General features: G+C 69.5%; 21 protein-coding genes. 9 read left to right on the top strand and 12 right to left on the bottom strand.

Going from position 1 to position 19,530, the window contains the following annotated elements; translation table 11 throughout:
• Positions 1–53: 53 nt before the first annotated feature.
• The 6 genes from bamA (at position 54) to LPN01_RS02355 (ending at position 5,201) form a co-directional block, all read left to right on the top strand.
• Positions 54–2,873: an outer membrane protein assembly factor BamA gene (bamA, locus tag LPN01_RS02380; RefSeq protein ID WP_262826744.1), complete on the top strand. Its 2,820-nt coding sequence runs from the start codon at positions 54–56 to the stop codon at positions 2,871–2,873.
• Positions 2,873–3,604 (top strand): OmpH family outer membrane protein, encoded by a 732-nt coding sequence (locus LPN01_RS02375; protein ID WP_262826743.1) that lies wholly within the window; start codon positions 2,873–2,875, stop codon positions 3,602–3,604. The genes bamA and LPN01_RS02375 overlap by 1 nt, the downstream gene beginning before the upstream one ends.
• A gap of 36 nt (positions 3,605–3,640) precedes the next feature.
• Positions 3,641–4,096, top strand: a complete 456-nt coding sequence (gene fabZ, locus LPN01_RS02370) for a 3-hydroxyacyl-ACP dehydratase FabZ (protein ID WP_262827051.1) — start codon at positions 3,641–3,643, stop codon at positions 4,094–4,096.
• 99 nt (positions 4,097–4,195) lie between these two features.
• On the top strand, positions 4,196–4,429 hold the full coding sequence (gene rpmE, locus LPN01_RS02365) for a 50S ribosomal protein L31 (RefSeq protein WP_254290506.1): 234 nt from the start codon (positions 4,196–4,198) through the stop codon (positions 4,427–4,429).
• 54 nt (positions 4,430–4,483) lie between these two features.
• Complete coding sequence (locus LPN01_RS02360) at positions 4,484–4,792, top strand: PilZ domain-containing protein (protein WP_262826742.1); 309 nt, start codon at positions 4,484–4,486, stop codon at positions 4,790–4,792.
• Positions 4,793–4,862: 70 nt separating this feature from the next.
• The gene (locus LPN01_RS02355; protein WP_262826741.1) at positions 4,863–5,201 is read left to right on the top strand and encodes a hypothetical protein; all 339 of its coding nucleotides are present in this window, start codon (positions 4,863–4,865) and stop codon (positions 5,199–5,201) included.
• Between the two features lie 22 nt (positions 5,202–5,223).
• Here LPN01_RS02355 and LPN01_RS02350 read toward each other — a convergent pair whose 3' ends face one another.
• Positions 5,224–5,781 (bottom strand): glycine zipper 2TM domain-containing protein, encoded by a 558-nt coding sequence (locus LPN01_RS02350; protein WP_262826740.1) that lies wholly within the window; start codon positions 5,779–5,781, stop codon positions 5,224–5,226.
• Between the two features lie 102 nt (positions 5,782–5,883).
• Positions 5,884–8,163 carry an ATP-dependent helicase gene (locus tag LPN01_RS02345; RefSeq protein ID WP_262826739.1) on the bottom strand — a complete coding sequence of 760 codons (2,280 nt, stop codon included), beginning with the start codon at positions 8,161–8,163 and terminating at the stop codon, positions 5,884–5,886.
• 264 nt (positions 8,164–8,427) lie between these two features.
• Between LPN01_RS02345 and LPN01_RS02340 the strand changes: the two genes are divergently transcribed.
• Positions 8,428–9,696, top strand: a complete 1,269-nt coding sequence (locus tag LPN01_RS02340) for an MFS transporter (RefSeq protein WP_262826738.1) — start codon at positions 8,428–8,430, stop codon at positions 9,694–9,696.
• On the opposite strand, the gene LPN01_RS02335 is transcribed toward LPN01_RS02340, so the two are convergent.
• The 3 genes from LPN01_RS02335 to LPN01_RS02325 form a co-directional block, all read right to left on the bottom strand.
• Entirely contained in the window at positions 9,683–9,979 is a 297-nt protein-coding gene (locus LPN01_RS02335; protein WP_262826737.1) for a hypothetical protein, read from the bottom strand. The genes LPN01_RS02340 and LPN01_RS02335 overlap by 14 nt on opposite strands.
• Positions 9,980–10,062: 83 nt before the next feature.
• The gene (gene rsmD / locus LPN01_RS02330; RefSeq protein WP_262826736.1) at positions 10,063–10,599 is read right to left on the bottom strand and encodes a 16S rRNA (guanine(966)-N(2))-methyltransferase RsmD; all 537 of its coding nucleotides are present in this window, start codon (positions 10,597–10,599) and stop codon (positions 10,063–10,065) included.
• The gene (locus tag LPN01_RS02325; RefSeq protein WP_262826735.1) at positions 10,596–11,972 is read right to left on the bottom strand and encodes a pseudouridine synthase; all 1,377 of its coding nucleotides are present in this window, start codon (positions 11,970–11,972) and stop codon (positions 10,596–10,598) included. The genes rsmD and LPN01_RS02325 overlap by 4 nt, the downstream gene beginning before the upstream one ends.
• Positions 11,973–12,085: 113 nt before the next feature.
• On the opposite strand from LPN01_RS02325, the gene LPN01_RS02320 reads away from it, so the two are divergent.
• Both LPN01_RS02320 and LPN01_RS02315 read left to right on the top strand, forming a co-directional pair.
• Positions 12,086–12,520 carry a response regulator gene (locus tag LPN01_RS02320; RefSeq protein ID WP_262826734.1) on the top strand — a complete coding sequence of 145 codons (435 nt, stop codon included), beginning with the start codon at positions 12,086–12,088 and terminating at the stop codon, positions 12,518–12,520.
• A 51-nt stretch (positions 12,521–12,571) separates the two neighbouring features.
• Entirely contained in the window at positions 12,572–13,906 is a 1,335-nt protein-coding gene (locus LPN01_RS02315; RefSeq protein ID WP_262826733.1) for an AmpG family muropeptide MFS transporter, read from the top strand.
• Between the two features lie 7 nt (positions 13,907–13,913).
• Here LPN01_RS02315 and LPN01_RS02310 read toward each other — a convergent pair whose 3' ends face one another.
• The 7 genes from LPN01_RS02310 to LPN01_RS02280 form a co-directional block, all read right to left on the bottom strand.
• A complete protein-coding gene (locus LPN01_RS02310) occupies positions 13,914–14,342 on the bottom strand; it encodes a DUF6628 family protein (protein ID WP_262826732.1) in 429 nt (142 codons plus the stop codon).
• Between the two features lie 68 nt (positions 14,343–14,410).
• Positions 14,411–15,724 (bottom strand): bifunctional folylpolyglutamate synthase/dihydrofolate synthase, encoded by a 1,314-nt coding sequence (locus tag LPN01_RS02305; RefSeq protein WP_262826731.1) that lies wholly within the window; start codon positions 15,722–15,724, stop codon positions 14,411–14,413.
• Between the two features lie 67 nt (positions 15,725–15,791).
• Positions 15,792–16,649, bottom strand: a complete 858-nt coding sequence (gene accD, locus LPN01_RS02300; RefSeq protein ID WP_262826730.1) for an acetyl-CoA carboxylase, carboxyltransferase subunit beta — start codon at positions 16,647–16,649, stop codon at positions 15,792–15,794.
• Positions 16,646–17,455 (bottom strand): tryptophan synthase subunit alpha, encoded by an 810-nt coding sequence (gene trpA, locus LPN01_RS02295; protein WP_262826729.1) that lies wholly within the window; start codon positions 17,453–17,455, stop codon positions 16,646–16,648. Before trpA ends, accD begins: the two co-directional genes overlap by 4 nt.
• Complete coding sequence (locus LPN01_RS02290; RefSeq protein ID WP_262826728.1) at positions 17,452–17,649, bottom strand: hypothetical protein; 198 nt, start codon at positions 17,647–17,649, stop codon at positions 17,452–17,454. Before LPN01_RS02290 ends, trpA begins: the two co-directional genes overlap by 4 nt.
• Positions 17,646–18,890, bottom strand: coding sequence for a tryptophan synthase subunit beta (gene trpB / locus LPN01_RS02285; RefSeq protein WP_262826727.1), 1,245 nt, complete (start codon positions 18,888–18,890; stop codon positions 17,646–17,648). Before trpB ends, LPN01_RS02290 begins: the two co-directional genes overlap by 4 nt.
• Positions 18,887–19,522 carry a phosphoribosylanthranilate isomerase gene (locus LPN01_RS02280; protein ID WP_262826726.1) on the bottom strand — a complete coding sequence of 212 codons (636 nt, stop codon included), beginning with the start codon at positions 19,520–19,522 and terminating at the stop codon, positions 18,887–18,889. The genes trpB and LPN01_RS02280 overlap by 4 nt, the downstream gene beginning before the upstream one ends.
• Positions 19,523–19,530: the final 8 nt, after the last annotated feature.

Genomic DNA, 19,530 nt, shown 5'->3' with positions numbered 1-19,530 from the left:
CTCCCGGTGCATGTGAGTATCCTGACGTATTTGGGGTGGGTTGAGTGACAGCGATGAAGAGTTCCAGATACGTGCCGATGGGCGCCGCGCTGCTGGCCGGCACCATCCTGTCGGGCGTGCCCGCCATGGCCCAGACCGCGCCGACCCCGGCTCAGGCTGCGCCCGGACAGGCGGCGCCTGCGCCCGCGCCCGCCGCCCCCCGCAGCGCGACCCCCGCGCCGCGCGGTGCGACGCCCGCGCGTCCCGCCCCCGCGGCGCAATCGGGTGCGCCCGCCGCGACGCCCGCGCCGGCGGAGGTGCGCACGATCAAGACGCTGCGCGTCGAGGGATCGCAGCGGATCGAGCCGGAGACGGTGCTGTCCTACACCAAGCTGCGCGTCGGCATTCCCTACACGCCCGAGACGCTCGACCAGGCGCTGAAGGACCTGCAGGCGTCCGACCTGTTCGTGCAATATCAGATCGATGGCGTGCAGACCGGCGACATCGTCCTGCGCATCCGCGAGAACCCGATCATCAACCGCGTGATCCTCGAGGGCAACAAGGCACTCAAAAGCGACAAGATCACCAAGGAGATCAAGCTCGCGCCGCGGCAGATCTTCACGCGCACCGCGGTCCGCCAGGACGTGTCGCGGATCATCGAGCTCTACCGCCGGCAGGGCCGCTTCGCCGCGGTCATCAACCCCAAGATGGTCAGCCTCGACCAGAACCGCGTCGACGTGGTCTTCGAGATCACCGAGGGGCCGAAATCCAAGGTGCGCCAGATCAACATCCTCGGCAACGAGGTGTTCAACGACGGCAAGCTGCGCAGCGAGATGGTCACCAAGGAATCGCGCTGGTTCCGCCTGCTGTCGTCGAACACGTCGTACGACCAGGATCGGCTGAACTACGACCAGCAGAAGCTGCGCCAGTTCTACCTGACCGAAGGCTATGCCGATTTCCGCGTCACCAGCGCGGTCGCCGAGCTGACGCCCGACAAGCGCGACTTCATCATCACCTATGTCGTCGAGGAAGGTAAGCGCTACAAGTTCGGCGACATCACCGTCGACAGCGAGATCCGCGACTTCGACAACAAGCGGCTGGCATCGTCGCTGCCGATCAAGAAGGGCGACTGGTACAACGCCAAGCTGGTCGAGAGTTCGATCGACCAGTTGAGCGAGGCCGCCGGCCTGTTCGGCTATGCCTTCACCGACGTCCAGCCCGATTACGCGCGCGATGCCGAGACGCTGACGATGGGGATGAACTTCCACATCGCGCAGGCGCAGCGCACCTATGTCGAGCGGATCGACATCAACGGCAACACCCAGACGCAGGACAAGGTCGTCCGTCGCGAGATCCGCCTCGCCGAAGGCGACGCGTTCAACAGCTTCCAGGTCAAGCGGTCGCAGGATCGCATCAATTCGCTCGGCTTCTTCCAGGACAAGATGGAGATCAAGCAGAACCCCGGTTCCGCGCCCGATCGCATCGTCCTCGAAACCACGCTCGAGGAAAAGAGCACCGGCGAGCTCCAGCTGTCGGTCGGGTATTCCAGCCTCGAACGCTTCATCGTGCAGGCGAACATCACGCAGAACAATTTCCGCGGCAAGGGCCAGGTGCTGCGCGCCGGCGTGAACTATTCGACCTATTCGAAGTCGGTCGAACTGGGCTTCACCGAGCCGTATCTGTTCGACAAGAACGTCGCGATCGGCGTCGACGTGTTCCGTCGCGACTATAACTCGTTCAACTATATCGGCACGCAGCGCCAGACGACCTATTCGCAGGTGTCGACCGGCTTCCAGGTCCGCACCGGCGTGCCGCTGACGGAATATTGGTCGCTCGCCGGCCGCTACGGCCTGTCGTACGACGAGGTCGGGCTCGACCAGGGCACCTATTTCACCAACGGCGTCTGCGATCCGCTCAAGGCGGGTCGCTACCTGTGCGAGGCGATCGGCAATCGCTGGACGTCGACGGTCGGCTATTCGCTGATCTACGACAGCCTCAACAGCCGCCTGCGCCCGACCGCCGGCTCGCGCCTGAGCTTCAGCCAGGACTTCGCCGGGCTGGGCGGCGACGTGAAATACATCCGGACCCGGCTGGAAGGGTCGAAGTTCAAGAACATCGGTTCGGGCTTCATCGCCTCGCTGGTCGGCGAGGCCGGCTACATCAAGTCGCTGGAGGGCAGCCGCGGGCCGGGCGTCGACCGGATCCGCATCACCGACCGCTTCTACCTCGGCGAGCCGCAGTTCCGCGGCTTCGACATCCGCGGTATCGGCCCGCGCGTGCAGCGCCAGTTCTACCAGCCGGACCCGACGACGGGCAAGCAGGTGCTGGTCACCAATCGCGACCAGCTGGTCGACGATGCGCTCGGCGGTCGCGCCTATTATCTGGTTCGCGCCGAGCTGGAGATCCCGCTGGGTGCCGGTGCGCGCGAGCTGGGTCTGCGACCGTCGGTCTATGTGCAGGCGGGCAGCCTGTTCGGGCTGACCAAGCCGCTGCCGACCGCGACCTTCCCGACGATCACCGATGCGGCGGGCAACGTCACGGTGCTGCCGATCCAGCGGCTGCTGACCGATTCGGCAGGGCGGCAGCTGTATATCGTACCCAGCGATGCGGCCGCGAACGCCGGCGCATATACGACGTGCGCGATCGGCTATGCCGCAACCGCTGGCGGCGCGTGCTCGGGCGCCACGACGAACACGATCGGATACGACAACCCGGTATCGCCGTTCAAGGAAACCTATTACGGCAGCTCCGCCACCCCGCGCGTCAGCATCGGCGTCGGCGTCAACTGGAATTCGCCGTTCGGCCCGCTGCGGATCGACCTCGCCAAGGCGCTGGTCAAGCAGAAGGGCGACGACCCCAAGCTCATTACCTTCAACGTAGGGACGCAGTTCTAATGAAGACCATGACCAAGACTTGCGCCGCGGCGATCGCCGGCGCCTCCGTCGCGCTGCTCGCCGGTGCGGCTTCGGCCCAGACCGCCGGCATCGCCACCGCACAGGCCGATGCGGCGATCTTCAGCGCCAAGGCGTTCGACGCCGCCAACCAGCAGATCTCGACGACCTACAAGACGCAGCTCGACGCCGCCGCTGCGGCGCAGACCGCGCTCAACACGCAGCTGCGCACCTTGCTCGACACCAACAAGGACGGCCAGGTCAGCCAGGCCGAGGCGCAGGCCGCCGAGGCGCCCAACAGCGCGATCGGCAGCCAGGTCCGTGCAGCGCAGCAGAAGGCCCAGCCGAACATCGAGGCGCAGCAGGGCCCCGCGATCAAGGCGCAGGCCTATGCGCTGGAGCAGATCGTGCAGAAGTACGATCCCGCGCTGCGCGCCGTCGTCGCCGCGAAGAAGATCAGCATCGTGCTCGCGCCCAACGCGATCCAGTATGCACCGCCCGCGACCGACATCACGCGCGACATCATCGCCGAGCTCGATCGCACCGCCCCGACCGTGACGATCACCCCGCCCGCGAACTGGCAGCCGCAGCAGCAGACGGTCGAGCTGCTCCAGCAGTATCGCCAGCTCGTGTATGCGAATGCGCAGCGCCGCGCGCAGGCCGGTCCGGCTCCGGCCGCCGGCACGCCCGCCGCACCCGCGACGGCGCCGCGCACCACGCCGCAGGGCCGCTAAGGCGCCGATCGGGTGACCGAGGACGCACCGAAGACCATGGGACCGCTCGATATCGGGCGGGTCATGGCGGCGTTGCCGCATCGCTACCCGATGCTGCTGGTCGACCGTGTCGAGGAACTGATCCTCGACCGGTCGATCGCGGCGATCAAGGCGGTGACGATCAACGAAGGCTTCTTCCAGGGGCATTTTCCCGGTCGGCCGATCATGCCAGGCGTGCTGATCGTCGAGGCGCTGGCGCAGGCCGCCGGCATCCTCGCGGTGGAGAGCCTGGGCCTCGCCGGATCGGGCAAGCTCGTCTATTTCATGGCGATCGACGGCGCCAAGTTCCGCAAGCCGGTGGAACCGGGCGTGCTGCTGCGGCTGGAGGCGACGTTCGTCCAGAAGCGCAGTTCGGTATGCAAGTTCGCCGGCGTCGCGAAGATCGACGGACAGGTCGTGGCGGAGGCGAACTTCACCGCAATGATCGCCGATCCGCCGAAGCCCGCGTCCTGACCCGGCCGTTCGCGTACTTTGACTTTCCCGCGGCGCTCCTCTACGGGCGCCGCTTCCCGTCCAGGCTGGTCGGAACCAGCCGCATCAGGAGCGCATAGCGTGAAGAAAGATACCCACCCCGACTATCACACGATCAAGGTCCAGATGACCGACGGCACCGTGTTCGAAACCCGCTCCACCTGGGGCAAGGAAGGCGACACGATGACGCTCGACATCGATCCGCTGGCGCATCCGGCGTGGACCGGCGGTCGCGGCACGATGCTCGACGCCGGTGGCCAGGTTGCGCGCTTCAACAAGCGGTTCGGCGGCGGTCTCACCCTCCGCAAGGGCTGATCCCCGGCGGGTTCGTATACCCGGCCTTTACCATCGCCGTTTAGGCGTTGGAGGATGTTCGCCGCGGAGTTCGAACCAGCAGATCCCGATGACCGGCGCGCCCCGCGCGCGCCGGTGTCGCTGGACGCGCAGATCGGCAAGGGCATCCGTACGCTTTGCCGCGTGGTCGATATCTCGATCCATGGCGCACGGCTCCAGACCTATTCGGCGCTGACCCGGAACAGCATGATCTGGTTGACATTGCCCCACGCGGGCTCGGTCGCCGCGCGTGTGCGCTGGGCGGACGACTTCGCCGCCGGGTGCCAGTTTCGCCAGCCGTTGGACATGGCGGTGTTCGAACGTCTGGTCGAACTGAACCGCTGACGATTTCGGCACATCCCGCATACGAATGCACGGTTGCTGCGATGCAGCATGCCGGGCTATGCTATGCGCGATGACCCAATCCCAAGCCGCGACGGCCGCACCGTCCGGGCCGGTCCCGACGATGTTCGAAGCCATCGTCCGCCAGCTGGCCGTGACCGCCACCTACAACAAGGGCACGGTGTTGCTTGCGCCGCACGTCCTCTACACGCGTCACGACGAGATCTACGTCGACGCCACGACGCTCGAGCGGGACGGCAAGCCGCCGCGCGAGGAAAAGGTCGGGACCTTCAAGCTCGACGGCCTCGGCAATCCCGCGATCACCGACCGACGCTTCGTCCCCAGCGCCCTGTTCGAACCCGCCGCCGAGAAATACGAGGGCGTGACGCTGATGGCGGTCGAGCGCGCCTGATCGCCCGACCGCGTCCCCGCGCCTAGCGGCAGCGCACCTGCGACTGGCTCTGATCGACCGACCGGCCCGCGATCGCGCCGACCGCACCGCCCAGCAGGGTACCGACGATGCGGCTATGGCCCCCGTCGATCACGTTGCCCAGAATGCCGCCGGCCGCGCCGCCGACGATCAGGCCGGTGGTGCCGTCGCCGCGCTTGCAATAATAGCGCCCGTCGTTGCCCGCATAGACTCGCTCGTCGGGCGACAGCACGCGCTCGCGATAATTGGATCCGGTGCGATAGTCGCGTGCGGCGTCGTACCCGTTCTCGTAGCGATCGTCGCCGCGGTCGTCGTAGCGCGGATCGCCGCCACGCGGGTCGTAGCCGTTGGGCACCGGTGCCTGGCGATAGCCACCGGGACCGCCGTTGCCGCGCATCGCGCGATAGCGGTCGAATTCGGCGCGATAGCGCGCCAGTTCGGCGTCGAAGCGCTGCTGCGCGGCGGTGAAGCGCGCCTCGTCCGCGGCGGACTGTGCCACCGCGGGGACCGCCGCGAGCAGCATGCCGCCCAGCGCGGCGGCGGACATCATGGATTTGAACATCGCAAATTCCTCGTCATGGCCCGACGAACCGGGACCGCAACGGTTGTACTCCGCAACCGCCCTGGCGGTTCCTGAACGGGGCGACCGTGCGCGGACGATCCGTCAGCCGAAGGTGACGAACGTGTCCATCACGCGCTTGCGGCCCGCCGCCTCGAAGTCGATCTCCAGCTTGTTGCCCTCGATCTCGGCGATCGCGCCATAGCCGAACTTCTGGTGGAACACGCGCTGACCCACCGACAGGTCGCTGCGCCCCTTGTTGCCGATGCTGACCGCGCTCGACCGGCTTTCGACCAGCCGCGTCGGCGCGGTGGTGAAGCCCGATCCCGATCCCGCCGCGCGCTGCCAGCCGGGGCCACGGCCGGTGCCGCGGCCGACGTCGGCGAACGGGTCGGCGCGCTCGCTCCAGTTCGCGCGCCACAGGCTTTCGCCGCCCGACATCGTCGTTTCGGCATCGGTATGCTCGGTCGGCAGTTCGCCGACGAAGCGGCTGGGGATGCTCGACGTCCATTGACCGTAGATGCGGCGATTGGCGGCATGCAGGATGACCGCGCGCCGCCGCGCCCGCGTGATCGCGACATAGGCGAGCCGGCGCTCCTCCTCGAGGCTGCGCGTGCCGCCCTCGTCGAGCGCGCGCTGCGACGGGAACAGGCCCTCTTCCCAGCCGACGAGGAAGACGGTGTCATATTCCAGCCCCTTGGCGGCGTGGATCGTCATGATCGTGACCTGCGGGTCCTGCGCGCCGCCGTCACGGTCCATCACCAGGCTGACATGTTCGAGGAACGCGCCGAGCGATTCATATTCCTCCATCGCGCGGACCAGCTCGGACAGATTTTCCAGCCGACCGGCGGCCTCGACCGACTTTTCGGACTGCCACATCGCGGTATAGCCGCTCTCGTCGAGCAGCTGGCGGGCGAGTTCCGCATGCGGCAGATCGCGCGCCATGTCGCGCCAGCGCGCGATGTCGCCGACCAGATTGCCGAGCGCGCGCCGCGCCTGCGGCGTCAGCTCGTCGGTGTCGAGGATCCGTGCCGAGGCGATGGTCAGCGGCACGCCCTCGCTGCGCGCGAGCTGGTGGATCTTCGCCAGCGCCTTGTCGCCCAGCCCGCGCTTGGGAACGTTGACGATCCGTTCGAATGCCAGGTCGTCGGACGGCTGGTTGACGATCCGCAGATAGGCGAGCGCGTCGCGAATCTCGGCCCGCTCGTAGAAGCGGAAGCCACCGACGATGCGATAGGGCATGCCGATCGCGATGAAGCGATCCTCGAACTCGCGGGTCTGGTGCTGGGCGCGTACCAGGATCGCGACATCGTCGAGGTTCCGGCCGTTGCGCTGTGCCGCCTCGATCTCCTCGCCGACGCGGCGCGCTTCCTCGGGGCCGTCCCACACGCCCAGCACGCGGACCTTCTCGCCCGCGTCGAGTTCGGTCCAGAGCGTCTTGCCGAGCCGCCCGCCGTTGTTGGCGATGACGCCCGACGCGGCGCCCAGGATATGCGGCGTCGAGCGGTAATTCTGTTCGAGCTTGATGACCTTCGCGCCCGGAAAGTCCTTCTCGAACTTCAGGATGTTTTCCACCTGCGCGCCGCGCCAGGAATAGATCGACTGGTCGTCGTCGCCGACGCAGGCGATGTTGCGGCGCGCCTGCGCGAGCAGTCGCAGCCAGAGGTACTGGACGACGTTGGTGTCCTGATATTCGTCGACCATGATGTATTTGAAGCGATCCTGGTACATGCGCAGCACGTCCGGGTGCGTCTTCAGCACCGTCAGCATGTGCAGCAGCAGGTCGCCGAAGTCGCAGGCGTTCAGCGCCTTCAGCCGTGCCTGGTATGCAGCGTACAGTTCGCCGCCGCGACCGTTGGCGTAGCGCTCGCTCTCGCCGGCGTCGATGTCGGCGGGGACCAGCCCGCGGTTCTTCCAGTCGTCGATCAGCCCGGCGAGGCTGCGGGCGGGAAAGCGTTTCTCGTCGAGGTCGGCGGCGGAAATCAGCTGCTTGAGCAGACGCAGCTGGTCGTCGGTGTCGAGGATCGAGAAATTGGATTGCAGCCCGACCAGCTCGGCATGGCGGCGCAGCATCTTGGCACCGATCGCGTGGAACGTGCCGAGCCAGGGCATCCCCTCCACCGCGTCGCCGACCAGCCGGCCGACGCGCTCGCGCATCTCGCGCGCGGCCTTGTTGGTGAAAGTGACGCTGAGGATCTCCGACGGCCACGCCTTCCGCGTCCACAGCAGGTGCGCGAGCCGCGCGGTAAGCGCCGCCGTCTTGCCGGTGCCCGCGCCCGCCAGCATCAGCACGGGGCCTTCCGTGGTCAGCACGGCTTCGCGCTGCGGCGGGTTCAGGCCCTTGAGATAGGGCGGATCTTGCAGGGAGGAGGCGGTGTCGGTCACCGGCGAACAGGTAGGGAACGGGGACGATCCGGGCAAGTCCGAACGCGCACGCGCGCTCCGGCGGCGGACCCCATGAAAAATCGGGGCAGCCGCGATGCGACCGCCCCGTAGTTCAGGGAGAGCCGATCGACAGGGGAGGCGATCGGCACGTCGCTACCCACAGGGGGGAGAGGAGCAGCGACACGACCCATCTAGGCACGGTTTGTTGCGGACACATTTCACTCATATTGCCCGACACGATTATTTCGCGCTTAAAGGGCCATCATGACTCCATCCGTCGCAAAACCGTCGCCGCGCCGCATCCTGACCGCCAGCCTGGTCGGCACCGCGGTCGAATTCTACGATTTCTATATCTATGCGACCGCTGCGGCGCTGGTGTTCGGCGCCCTGTTCTTTCCGGCGGAGAGCAGTTCGGCGCAGCAGCTGGCGAGCTATGCGAGCTTCGGCCTCGCCTTCGTCGCGCGGCCGGTCGGCGCGATCGTCTTCGGTCATTTCGGCGACCGTGTCGGGCGCAAGTCGACGCTCGTCGCCAGCCTGATGCTGATGGGGGGATCGACCGTTGCGATCGCCTTCCTGCCGACCTACGATCAGGTCGGCTGGGTAGCGCCCTTGCTCCTGTGCGTCATGCGGCTGGGGCAGGGGCTGGGGCTGGGCGGCGAATGGGGCGGCGCGGCATTGCTCGCGGTGGAGAACGCCCCGCCGCACCGACGCAACACCTGGGGCATGTTCCCGCCGCTCGGTGCACCGGTCGGCTTCATCATGGCCAACGGGTTGTTCCTGATCCTCGGCCTCGCGCTCGACGACGCGCAGTTCCGCGACTGGGGCTGGCGGTTGCCGTTCCTCGTCAGCGCGGTGCTCGTCGCGCTCGGGCTGTGGGTGCGGCTGAAGCTGACCGAGACCCCGGCGTTCCTCGAGGCGGCGGAGGCAGAGGCATTGCCGAAGGTGCCGATCGCGACATTGGTCCGGCACCATGGCCGCGCGCTGATCGCGGGGACCGGCGCGGTCGTCGCGTGTTTCGCGCTCTTCTATCTCGCGACCGCCTTCACGCTCGGCTACGGCACCAAGACGCTGGGCTACGGCCGGCAGGCGATGCTGGGCGTCGAGCTCGCCGCGATCCTGTTCCTCGCCGCGGGGGTGATCGTCGCCAGCGTCGTCGCGGACCGCACCGGCGCGGGGCGGATGCTGGTGATCGGTTTCACCGGCTGCATCGTCGCGGGCGCGCTGATGGGGCCGATGCTCGGCGCCGGATCGCTGCTGGTCATATTCCTGTGGCTCGCCTTCGCGCTGTTCGTCATGGGCTTTGCCTATGGCCCGCTCGGCGGCTGGCTGCCCGGCCTGTTCCCGGCGGGGGTACGCTACACCGGCGTGTCGATGACGTTCAATCTCGGCGGGATCGTCGGCGGCGCACTCGCGCCGATGGCGGCGGAGGCGCTTGCGCCGCGCGGGCTGGCGTGGGTCGGGCTGTATCTGGTCGGGGCCGGCATCCTGAGCCTCGTCGGGCTGGCGGTGCTGCGCGGGGCTAGCGCCGACTGAACCAGCGCCGCCACGCCGGGCGGCGGGCGTCGGGCACGTCGTCGGCGGTATGGCCGGTGACGCGCAGCAGGAAGCTGGCCAGCAGCAACGCCTGGTTGCGGGTCAGCACCAGCCGCGTCGTATCCACCCGCCCGTCGTCGAGCGCCGCCGCCGAGGCCGCGGTCTGCACCTCCAGCGCGATGCCGTGGGGCAGGGGGTGGTGGACCCAGCCGATCACCGCGCCGGCACGGTTGCGAGCCTCGGGGCGCGGTTCGGCCGAAGCCCCGTCGTCGTCGCGTGCCATCTCGATCGCCGTCCTTCCGCTGGTCACCGCGATCGTGCCCCACCGCGGCGACGAAGAAAAGCCGGCGTGGAAAGCGGCTTGCGTCAGGCCGGGCGCAGCAGCGTCACGCGCGCCTTGCCGTGGACGCGGCTGACGTCGACGACAAAACCCGCGGGCGCGACCTCTTCGGCCTTCGCCGTCTCGATGCTCACCCAGGTTGCCGGGCCCGTCCAGCCGAGCCGCGCGAGCTTGTCGAGCGCGACCAGCCCCGCACCGGTGCCATAGGGCGGGTCCATCATGATGAGGTCGAGCGCGCGCGGCGCCGGGCCCAGCGCCATGACCGACCCCGCGCGCACGTCGGCGCGCGTGCCGAGCCTGGCGAGGTTGGCCTTGAGCGCGTCCAGCGCCGCGCCGTCCTGTTCGACGAACAGGCAGGATGCGGCACCGCGCGACAGCGCCTCGATCCCGAGCGCGCCCGAACCGGCGAACAGGTCGGCGACCGCCAGCCCGTCGAAACTGCCCAGCCGGCTGGTCAGCATCGAAAACAGCGCCTCGCGCGTACGGTCGGCGGTGGGGCGGGTCGCATCGCCCTTCGGCGCCAGCAGCGGGCGCCCGCGCCATTGCCCGGCGACGACCCTCATGGCCGCCGGCCCTTCGGCCCGGCCCCGGTCGGGCGCGACCCGCCCGGTGAGTTCGGGCGCGGCGACCCGCGACCGCCGGCCGGGCCCTTCGTCGGGGCGTTGCCGCGTGGCGGACGGGCGGGGCGGTCATCGCCGCGTTCGGCCCTCGACCCGCCCCGCGACCGCTCGTCGGCGCGCGCGGCGAATGCCGCGCGGCCTGCCCCGCGATCGCCGCGCGGGTCCGCCGTCGCCGCGCCGGCACGCGCAGGACGATCGCCGGTGCGGCTGCGGTCGCCGCCGGGCTTGCCGCGCTCGTCGCTTCGCGGCGCCGCGACGGTGCGGGTCTCGCCGCGATTGCTGCGGCCGGCGAAGCCGCTGCCGCTCCGGGCAGGACGTTCGGCGCGATCGTCGCTGCGGCCCGCGCCGGCCGGTCGCCCCTCGGCGCGGTCGGCCCGCGGCGGCCGGACGGCGGCGGTGGCCCGTGCCGGTCGCGCGCCACGGCGGCCCTCCGGCTCGACGCGGGGGCGTGCCGGGCGTTCCTGTGGCACCGGCGCGTCGGCCCGGGTGCGCACGCGGGCGGTCCGGTCGACCGTCGGTGCGGTGCGGAAGCCGTCGCGCGGTCCATCCGGCATCGGCGGTTCGTCGGGGGCTCCGCCCTTCAGCGTGCGGCGGAACGCCACCACCTCATGCTGCTTGACCTCGCCGACGCCGCCGACCGGCAGATCGCCGAGCACGAACGGGCCGTAGCGGGTGCGGATCAGCCGGCTGACCTGCAAACCCAGATGTTCGAGCACCCGCCGCACCTCACGGTTCTTGCCCTCGGTGATCGTGATCTCGATCCAGACGTTGGCGCCGGTGCGCCGTTCGATATTGGCGTCGATCGAACCATAGCGGATGCCCTCGATCTCCACGCCCTCGGCCAGCGCCTCGAGCTGCTGCTGCGTGACGTTGCCGTAGGCGCGCGCGCGATAGCTGCGCTCCACCCCCGTCGAGGGCAGCTCGAGCTGCCGCTTGAAGCCGCCGTCGGTGGTGAGCAACAGCAGCCCCTCGGTGTTGAGGTCGAGCCGCCCGACCGGCACCAGCCGCGGCAGGTCGTGCGGCAACCGGTCGTAGATCGTGGTGCGCCCCTTGGGGTCGCGCTCGGTCACCAGCAGCCCGGTCGGCTTGTGATACAGGAACAACCGCGTCGGTTCGGGCAGCGCCACGGGCTGGCCGTCGACGGTCACGCCCTGCAACGACTTCAGCACGGTGGCCGGCGTGTCGAGCACCTTGCCGTTCAGCGCGACGCGGCCTTCGTCGATCATCCGCTCCACCTCGCGCCGGCTGGCCACGCCGGCGCGGGCGAGCAATTTGGCGATCCGGTCGCCGGTGCGGGGTTCTTGGGTCTGGGCCATCCCGCGCCCATACCGCGCATTCGTCGCGCAGGCGAAAATATTTGCGCCCGAAGCCGTCCGCGCGCGTTATGTCGCGGAGGCGTAACAATCTTCGTGCGCCGGGGAGCGGGCTGATGCTGTTCGGGAGGAAGAAGCGGCTGATCGTGCGCCTGCTCGTCGTCGAGGACGAGCCGCTGATCGCGTTCGATACCGAGCATCTGCTGACCGACGCATCCTATGAGATCGTCGCGACGGTGGATCGCGTGGCCGATGCCGTCGCGGTGCTGGGATCGACGGCGGAGATCGACCTCGTGCTGGTCGACGTGCGGCTGGCCGACGGATCGGGCCTCGACGTCGCGCGTGCGGCGCGTGGTGCCGGCGTACCGGTGCTGTTCGTCACCGGCAATTTCCCGGGCGAGGCGGAAGAGCTCGCTGCCGGCTGCCTCGACAAGCCCTATCAGCAGCGCGACCTGATCGGCGCGATCGAGGCGATCGAGGCACAGATCGCGGGACGCAAGCCCCGGCGCCTGCCGACCGGGTTCCGGTTGTTCGCGCCGCCCGCGGGCTGACGCGCCGCCGTAGCGTCTTTCCCCCGCCGGGCTTCGCGCTATGGTCGGCCGATGTCCGACACGCGCACCGACCAACGATCCGGCTTCCTCGCGACGCTCGCGCCCTATCTGCGCCCGCGGCCGCTCGCGGCGCTCGCGCTGGGCATATCGAGCGGCTTTCCGCTGACCCTGCTGCTCGGCACGATGACCTTCTGGCTCGCGCGGGAGGGCATCGACAAGAAGACGATCGGGTTCGCCGTCGGACTGACGACGCCCTATACCCTCAAGTTCCTGTGGGCGCCGTTCATCGATCGCGTCCGGCTGCCGCTACTCGCCGGGCTGTTCGGCCAGCGACGGGCGTGGCTGTTCCTGATTCAGGCGCTGCTGTTCGGCGCGGTCTGGATGCTGGGCTCCAGCGATCCGGCGCGGCACCTGGGACTGTTCGCCTTCTGGGCGATCGTCACCGCGTTCCTGTCGGCAACGCAGGATATCGTGATCGACGCCTATCGTATCGAGATCCTGCCGGAGGCGGAACTGCCCCATGGCACCGCGAACAACCAGTTCGGCTATCGGCTGGGCAATTTCGCGGCCGGCGTCGGCACGATCGCGGTCGCGTCGCCGCAGGGGCTGAACCTTGGCTGGGCGCTGGGCTATGGCCTGACCGGCCTGTGCGTCCTGCCCGCGGTCGTTGCGGCGTTGATGGCCGGCCCCGGGCTGCACGAGCGGGCACTGACGACGATCGGCGATCGCGGCATGGGTGCGTGGCTTGCCGATACCGTCGTCGGCCCGTTCCGCGAATTCTTCGGACGCCGCGGTGCGATGCTGATCCTGCTCTTCGTCCTGATCTACAAGCTGGGTGATGCGATGGGGCAGGTGATGCTCAACCCGATGATCGTCGACTTGGGCTTCAGCGACGGCGAATTCCTGGCGATCAACAAGGTCGTCGGCTTCTGGGGGCTGATCGTCGGCACCGCGCTGGCGGCGCCGTTCATGGCGTGGCTCGGCATGGGGCGGGCATTGTTCGTGTCCGGCGTGCTGATGATGGTCAGCAACTTCGCCTTCGTCATCCTCGCCTGGCATGGGCATTCGACGCTGTGGCTGACGATCGCGGTGGCGACCGAGCAGGTGACGAGCGGCATCGGCCTGACGGTGTTCGTCACCTATCTGTCCGGCCTGTCGAACCTCGCCTATACCGCGACGCAATTCGCCTTGTTGTCGTCCTTCGCGGCGATGGGACGGACGTGGCTGTCGACGCCTTCGGGCTATGCCGCCGAGGCGCTGGGCTGGCCGGGGTTCTGGATGCTGACGATGGTCGTGGCGCTGCCGGGCCTGATCCTGCTGTGGGTGCTGTGGCGGCGCGGCTTCGTGGTGGCGACGATCCGCCAGCCGGGGTCGGTCGAGGCATAGGGGCGCCCTAGCCGCAGATCGGCCGCCCCTCGTCGGCGAAGGCGGCGGCGACGACGGCGACGCTCGCCAGCACCGCATCGACCCGGCGCACGCCGAGCAGGTCGGTCAGCAGCAGGCGCGCGAGGTCGGGCGCGGTGTCCACGCGGGACAGGATGGTCAGCATCGTCCGTTCCGCCGGGGTCATCCGGGCGCAGCAACATGGCGCGATCGCGATCGTGCCGGCCGCAGCCTCCGCCAGTTGCGCCATCAGCGCGCGCATCAGCACCAGCGGCCGGCGGAAATCCGCGCCGAAGACGGTCAGGAAGACGTGGCTGGCCCGCGCGTCATGCAGGCCGTGCGCCCCCATCCGGCGCAGCGCGAACAGGGCGATCCCCGCATTGGGGCAGGCGGGAAGAGCGTGGGGAAGGGCGGCGATCGTGGCGGTTAGATCGGTCATGTCGGCGACTCCAGGGTGCGCCGGCGACCATCGGAAATGCGCTATTGCAAGTCAATCGCAATTAATGCTCAGTCCGGCGCCTCGTCGTTCAGCGCGAGCGCTTCGCCCGCGAGGTATAGCGATCCGGCGATGAGGACGACCTCCGCACCGCCTGCCGCCGCGCGATCGACCGCGTCGGGCAGCGCGTCCGCGATCTCCGCGGCAACGCTCAGTTCGGCGGCGATGCGCGCCAGCGTCGCCGGGTCATGCGGCTGGTGACCCGCCACGGGCACCGCGATCACCCGCGCCAGCGAGGGCGCCAATATGCGCAGGACGCCGGTCGCATCCTTGTTGGCGAGCATGCCGATCACCAGCGTGACGTGCCGCCCCCTCGCGATGTCGCGCAGCGCACGCGCGACGGGCTGGGCCGCGGACGGGTTGTGCGCGCCGTCCAGCCATAATTCGGCATCGTCGGGCAATCGGTCCCGCAACGGCCCGCGTCCGAGCCGCTGCATGCGTGCCGGCCAGCGCGCCCAGTCCGCCGCGGCGCGCAACGCGGCCTCCGGCACCGTCACCGCACCCTGATGGCGCAGCATCGCGATCGCCAGCGCCAGGTTGCGCGACTGGTGCGGGCCAACCAGTCGCGGGCGGTGGCTGACCACCGAAAACCCCGCGTCGCGATAGCGCATCGTCGTGCGCGCGGTTTCGCTCCACCAGTCGGCGTTGCGCGCGATCACCGGCGCGCCTGCCCCGGCCGCGACATCGGCGATGCGGCGGCGCAGCGCCACGGGATAGTTCATCGTCACCAGCGGCACGTCGCGCTTGGCGATTCCCGCCTTTTCCGCCGCGATGTCGGCGAGGCGGTTGCCGAGGAACGCCTCGTGATCCATCCCCAGCGCGGCGATGCCGGTCGCGGCGGGCCGGACAAGGACGTTGGTCGCGTCGAGCCGGCCGCCGAGCCCCACCTCGACGATCGCGGCGGCGGCGGGCGTGCGGGCGAAGGCGAGGAAGGCCGCCGCGGTCGTCACCTCGAAGAAGCTCGCGCCGATCCCGTCGCTGCGGTCGAGCACTTCCTCCAGCAAGGCAGCCAGCGTCGCATCATCGGCCAGCCGCCCGGCGATGCGGATGCGTTCGTTGAACCGCACCAGATGCGGGCTGGAAAAGACGTGCACCGAATGGCCCGCCGCCTCGATCGCCGCGCGCAGGAAGGCACAGGTCGATCCCTTGCCGTTGGTGCCGGCGACGTGGAACACCGGCGGCAGCGACAGGTGCGGATCGCCCAGCCGCGCGAGCAGGCGCGTGATCCGCTCCAGCCCGAGCACGTCGGCACCGGGGGACAGCGCCCACAGCCGGTCGAGCTGCGCCTGCACCGCAGGGTCGGACGAGGTGGCATGGTCCGGCATCGTCAGCGATTTCTCACCCCAGCGGTTGCGACGGCGCGACGGAAACGACGGCCGGCGCGAACCGCGATCAGGCCGCGGCGCGCGCCGCGGTCAGATAGCCGATGACCGTCGCCAGCTGCTCGCGCAGGTCCCGGCGGTGCACGACCATGTCGAGCATGCCGTGATCGAGCAGATATTCCGCCCGCTGGAATCCCTCGGGCAGCTTTTCGCGGATCGTGCTCTCGATCACCCGCTGCCCGGCGAAGCCGATCAGCGCGCCCGGTTCGGAGATCTGAACGTCGCCCAGCATCGCATAGCTGGCGGTGACGCCGCCCGTCGTCGGGTCGGTCAGCACGACGACATAGGGCTGGCCCGCGTCGTGCAGCATCTGGATCGCCACGGTGCTGCGCGGCATCTGCATCAGGCTGAGGATGCCCTCCTGCATGCGCGCCCCGCCCGCGGCGGTGAAGATCACATAGGGCACCTTGTCGGCGATCGCCGCCTCGACCCCGCGGACGAAGGCCTCGCCGACCGCGAGGCCCATCGATCCGCCCATGAAGCCGAAGTCCTGTACGCCCATCACCACGCGCCGCCCCAGGATCGTGCCCCGCGCGTTGATGAGCGCATCCTGCTCCTGCGCCGACGTGCGTGCCGCCTTCAGCCGGTCGGTATAGCGCTTCGAATCGCGGAACTTGAGCGGGTCCTCGGGGACCCTGGGCGACGGCAATTCGCTGCAGCTGCCCTCGTCGAGGATCTGGCGGAAGCGGTCCTTGGGGCCGATCCGCTCGTGATGGTCGCACTTGGGGCAGACGTACAGATTCTCCTCGAGCTCACGCGTGAAGATCATCTGGCCGCAGCCCTTACACTTGTGCCACAGATTCTCGTCCGACGATTCCCGCTTGGCGACGAACGGCAAGGCGTTGCGAACGTTGGTGATCCAGCTCATGCGTTACCCTCTGGCGTGGACGGTCGATGCGGCAGGGCATCGCTCAGCGACCGGACATAGGTGCGGACGGCGTCGGGTGCATCGGCACCGTGGCGCGCGACGAGTTCGACGATCGCCGACCCCACCACCACGCCGTCGGCGACCGCGCCGATCGCCGCCGCCTGCGCGGGCGTGCGCACCCCGAATCCGACCGCGACGGGGAGGTCGGTCGACGCCTTCAGTCGCGCGACCGCCTGGTCGATCGAGCCCTGCGCCGCCTGTTGCAGCCCTGTGATGCCCGCGACCGAGACGTAATAGAGAAAGCCGGATGCGCCATCGAGCACCTGCGGCAGGCGTGCGGCGTCGGTGGTCGGCGTCGCCAGCCGGATCGGATCGATGCCGCGCGCGCGCAGTTCGGGGCCGAGCGCATCGTCCTCCTCGGGCGGGATATCGACGCAGATCACGCCGTCGACCCCGGCGGCGGCGGCGGCCTCCGCGAACCAGTCGGGCCCGCGACGCAGCATCGGATTGGCATAGCCCATCAGCACGAGCGGCACCGCGGGATGCCGCGCGCGGAAGGCGGTGGCGATGGCGAGGATGTCGGCGGTGCGCGTGCCGGCGGCAAGGCTGCGGATGTTCGCCGCCTGGATCGCGGGCCCGTCCGCCATCGGGTCGGTGAACGGCATGCCGAGTTCGATCACGTCGGCGCCGCCCGCGACCAGGGCGTCGAGGATCGCGCCCGTCGCGCCCGGCGTCGGATCGCCCGCCGTGACGAACGTCACCAGCGCGGGCCGCGCGCCGGCGAAGGCGGCCGAGAGGCGGCTCATCGCCGCCCCCGCGTCTGGCCGAACATCTGCGATATCGCGCCGACCAGCGCGCCGGTGACGAGCGCCTCGCCCGTCTGCGTTCCCGCGAACGCCCAGGCGCGCACCTCCAGCCCGTGCGCGGCGATCTGGCGCACCAGCACGGACACGATCGCGCCCAGTACGATCCCGGTCAGCAGGTTGCGGACGGAGATCATATCGCCACCCCCAGCGCCTCGGCGACGGTGAAGATGTCCTTGTCGCCGCGACCGCACAGGTTGGCGAGGATGATCTGGTCGTCGCGCATCGTCCGCGCGTGCTCGGCGACCGCGGCGATCGCGTGCGCGGGTTCGAGCGCGGGGATGATGCCTTCGGTGCGACAGAGCAGCTGGAACGCATCGAGCGCCTGCCGGTCGGTCGCATGGGTGTATTCGACCCGGCCGATATCGCGCAGCCAGGCATGCTCCGGCCCGATCCCGGGATAGTCGAGCCCGGCGGAGATCGAATGCCCCTCCGCGATCTGGCCGTCGTCGTCCTGGAGCAGATAGGTCTTGTTGCCGTGGAGCACGCCGGGGAAACCGCCCGCGAGGCTGGCGGCATGTTCGCTGCCGTCCAGTCCGTGGCCCGCCGCCTCGACGCCCAGCATGCTGACGTCGGCGTCGTCGAGGAAGGGGTGGAACAACCCGATCGCGTTCGATCCGCCACCGATCGCCGCGACCAGCAGGTCGGGCAGGCGGCCGGTGCGGGCGAGCATCTGTGCGCGCGCCTCGCGCCCGATGATGCTCTGGAAGTCGCGTACCATCTCCGGATAGGGATGCGGGCCCGCGGCGGTGCCGATGATGTAGAAGGTGTCGTGGACGTTGGCGACCCAGTCGCGCAGGCCCTCGTTCATCGCATCAGACAGCGTCGCCGCACCGCTGGTGACGGGGCGGACCTCGGCCCCCAGCAGCTTCATGCGGAACACGTTGGGCTGCTGCCGCTCGACGTCCTTGGCCCCCATGTAGATGACGCAGGGCAAGCCGAAGCGCGCGCAGACCGCCGCGGTCGCGACGCCGTGCTGGCCGGCGCCCGTCTCGGCGATGATCCGCGTCTTGCCCATGCGGATCGCGAGCAGGATCTGGCCGATGCAATTGTTGATCTTGTGCGCGCCGGTATGGTTCAGCTCGTCGCGCTTGAACCAGATCTGCGCGCCCATGCCCGCGGGCTGGCCTTCGCGTACCGCGTCGCTCAGCCGTTCGGCGTGATAGAGCGGGCTCGGCCGGCCGACATAATGCTCCATCAGGTCGTCGAACTGCGCGGCGAACGCGGGATCCGCTTTGGCGGCGCGATATTCGCGCTCCAGATCGAGGATCAGCGGCATCAGCGTCTCGGCGACATAGCGGCCGCCGAACGCGCCGAAATGGCCGCGCTCGTCGGGCTGCGCGCGAAACGTGTTGGGGGCGGGGATGGGGGCGTTCATAGCTGCGCCGCTTTAAGGAAGGCGGCGATCTTGTCCACATCCTTGCTCCCCGGCGCGCGCTCGACCCCCGACGAGACGTCGACCAGCGGCGCGCCCGTCCGCCGGATCGCCTCGGCGACGTTGCCCGCATCGAGCCCGCCGGACAATGCCCAGGGCAGGGGATGGTCGAACCCGTCGAGCAGCGACCAGTCGAAGCGCAGCCCCATGCCACCGGGCAGGCTCGCGCCGTCCGGCGTCTTGGCATCGTAGAGGATGCGGTCCGCCGCCCCCGCGAAGCCGCGCGCGGCGCCGAGGTCGGCGCGCGTCTTCACCGCGACGGCGGCCCAGGTTTCGAGCCCGCTGCGCGCGCGGATCGCCGCGGCGCGTCCCGGCGCGGTCTTGTGCAATTGCAGCGCATCCAGCCCGCCGGTGGCGACCGCCCGTTCGACCGTCGCATCGTCGGGGTCGACAAACACGCCCACGCGAGCGACCGACGCCGGCACCCGCGCGGCGAGCGGCGCGACCTGGTCGAACGACAGATGCCGGGGACTAGGCGGAAAGAACACGAAGCCGACATGGCTGGCGCCGCCGGCGAGCGCGGCGTCGAGCGTCGCGGGCGTCGACAGGCCGCAGATTTTGGCGAGAAGGGGCATGCCCGCCC

The sequence above is a fragment of the Sphingomonas sp. A2-49 genome (genome assembly GCF_025548555.1).
Taxonomy (GTDB): Bacteria; Pseudomonadota; Alphaproteobacteria; order Sphingomonadales; family Sphingomonadaceae; genus Sphingomonas.
The sequence above is the reverse complement of the archived record's forward strand: the minus strand, read 5'-3'. Positions and strand labels throughout refer to the sequence as shown.

Coding starts and splice junctions, on each gene's coding strand:
- bamA (WP_262826744.1), top strand. CDS start 54: ATGAAGAGTTCCAGATACGTGCCGATGGGCGCCGCGCTGCTGGCCGGC.
- LPN01_RS02375 (WP_262826743.1), top strand. CDS start 2,873: ATGAAGACCATGACCAAGACTTGCGCCGCGGCGATCGCCGGCGCCTCC.
- fabZ (WP_262827051.1), top strand. CDS start 3,641: ATGGGACCGCTCGATATCGGGCGGGTCATGGCGGCGTTGCCGCATCGC.
- LPN01_RS02360 (WP_262826742.1), top strand. CDS start 4,484: ATGTTCGCCGCGGAGTTCGAACCAGCAGATCCCGATGACCGGCGCGCC.
- LPN01_RS02355 (WP_262826741.1), top strand. CDS start 4,863: ATGACCCAATCCCAAGCCGCGACGGCCGCACCGTCCGGGCCGGTCCCG.
- LPN01_RS02350 (WP_262826740.1), bottom strand. CDS start 5,781: ATGTTCAAATCCATGATGTCCGCCGCCGCGCTGGGCGGCATGCTGCTC.
- LPN01_RS02340 (WP_262826738.1), top strand. CDS start 8,428: ATGACTCCATCCGTCGCAAAACCGTCGCCGCGCCGCATCCTGACCGCC.
- LPN01_RS02335 (WP_262826737.1), bottom strand. CDS start 9,979: ATGGCACGCGACGACGACGGGGCTTCGGCCGAACCGCGCCCCGAGGCT.
- rsmD (WP_262826736.1), bottom strand. CDS start 10,599: ATGAGGGTCGTCGCCGGGCAATGGCGCGGGCGCCCGCTGCTGGCGCCG.
- LPN01_RS02325 (WP_262826735.1), bottom strand. CDS start 11,972: ATGGCCCAGACCCAAGAACCCCGCACCGGCGACCGGATCGCCAAATTG.
- LPN01_RS02320 (WP_262826734.1), top strand. CDS start 12,086: ATGCTGTTCGGGAGGAAGAAGCGGCTGATCGTGCGCCTGCTCGTCGTC.
- LPN01_RS02315 (WP_262826733.1), top strand. CDS start 12,572: ATGTCCGACACGCGCACCGACCAACGATCCGGCTTCCTCGCGACGCTC.
- LPN01_RS02310 (WP_262826732.1), bottom strand. CDS start 14,342: ATGACCGATCTAACCGCCACGATCGCCGCCCTTCCCCACGCTCTTCCC.
- LPN01_RS02305 (WP_262826731.1), bottom strand. CDS start 15,724: ATGCCGGACCATGCCACCTCGTCCGACCCTGCGGTGCAGGCGCAGCTC.
- accD (WP_262826730.1), bottom strand. CDS start 16,649: ATGAGCTGGATCACCAACGTTCGCAACGCCTTGCCGTTCGTCGCCAAG.
- trpA (WP_262826729.1), bottom strand. CDS start 17,455: ATGAGCCGCCTCTCGGCCGCCTTCGCCGGCGCGCGGCCCGCGCTGGTG.
- LPN01_RS02290 (WP_262826728.1), bottom strand. CDS start 17,649: ATGATCTCCGTCCGCAACCTGCTGACCGGGATCGTACTGGGCGCGATC.
- trpB (WP_262826727.1), bottom strand. CDS start 18,890: ATGAACGCCCCCATCCCCGCCCCCAACACGTTTCGCGCGCAGCCCGAC.
- LPN01_RS02280 (WP_262826726.1), bottom strand. CDS start 19,522: ATGCCCCTTCTCGCCAAAATCTGCGGCCTGTCGACGCCCGCGACGCTC.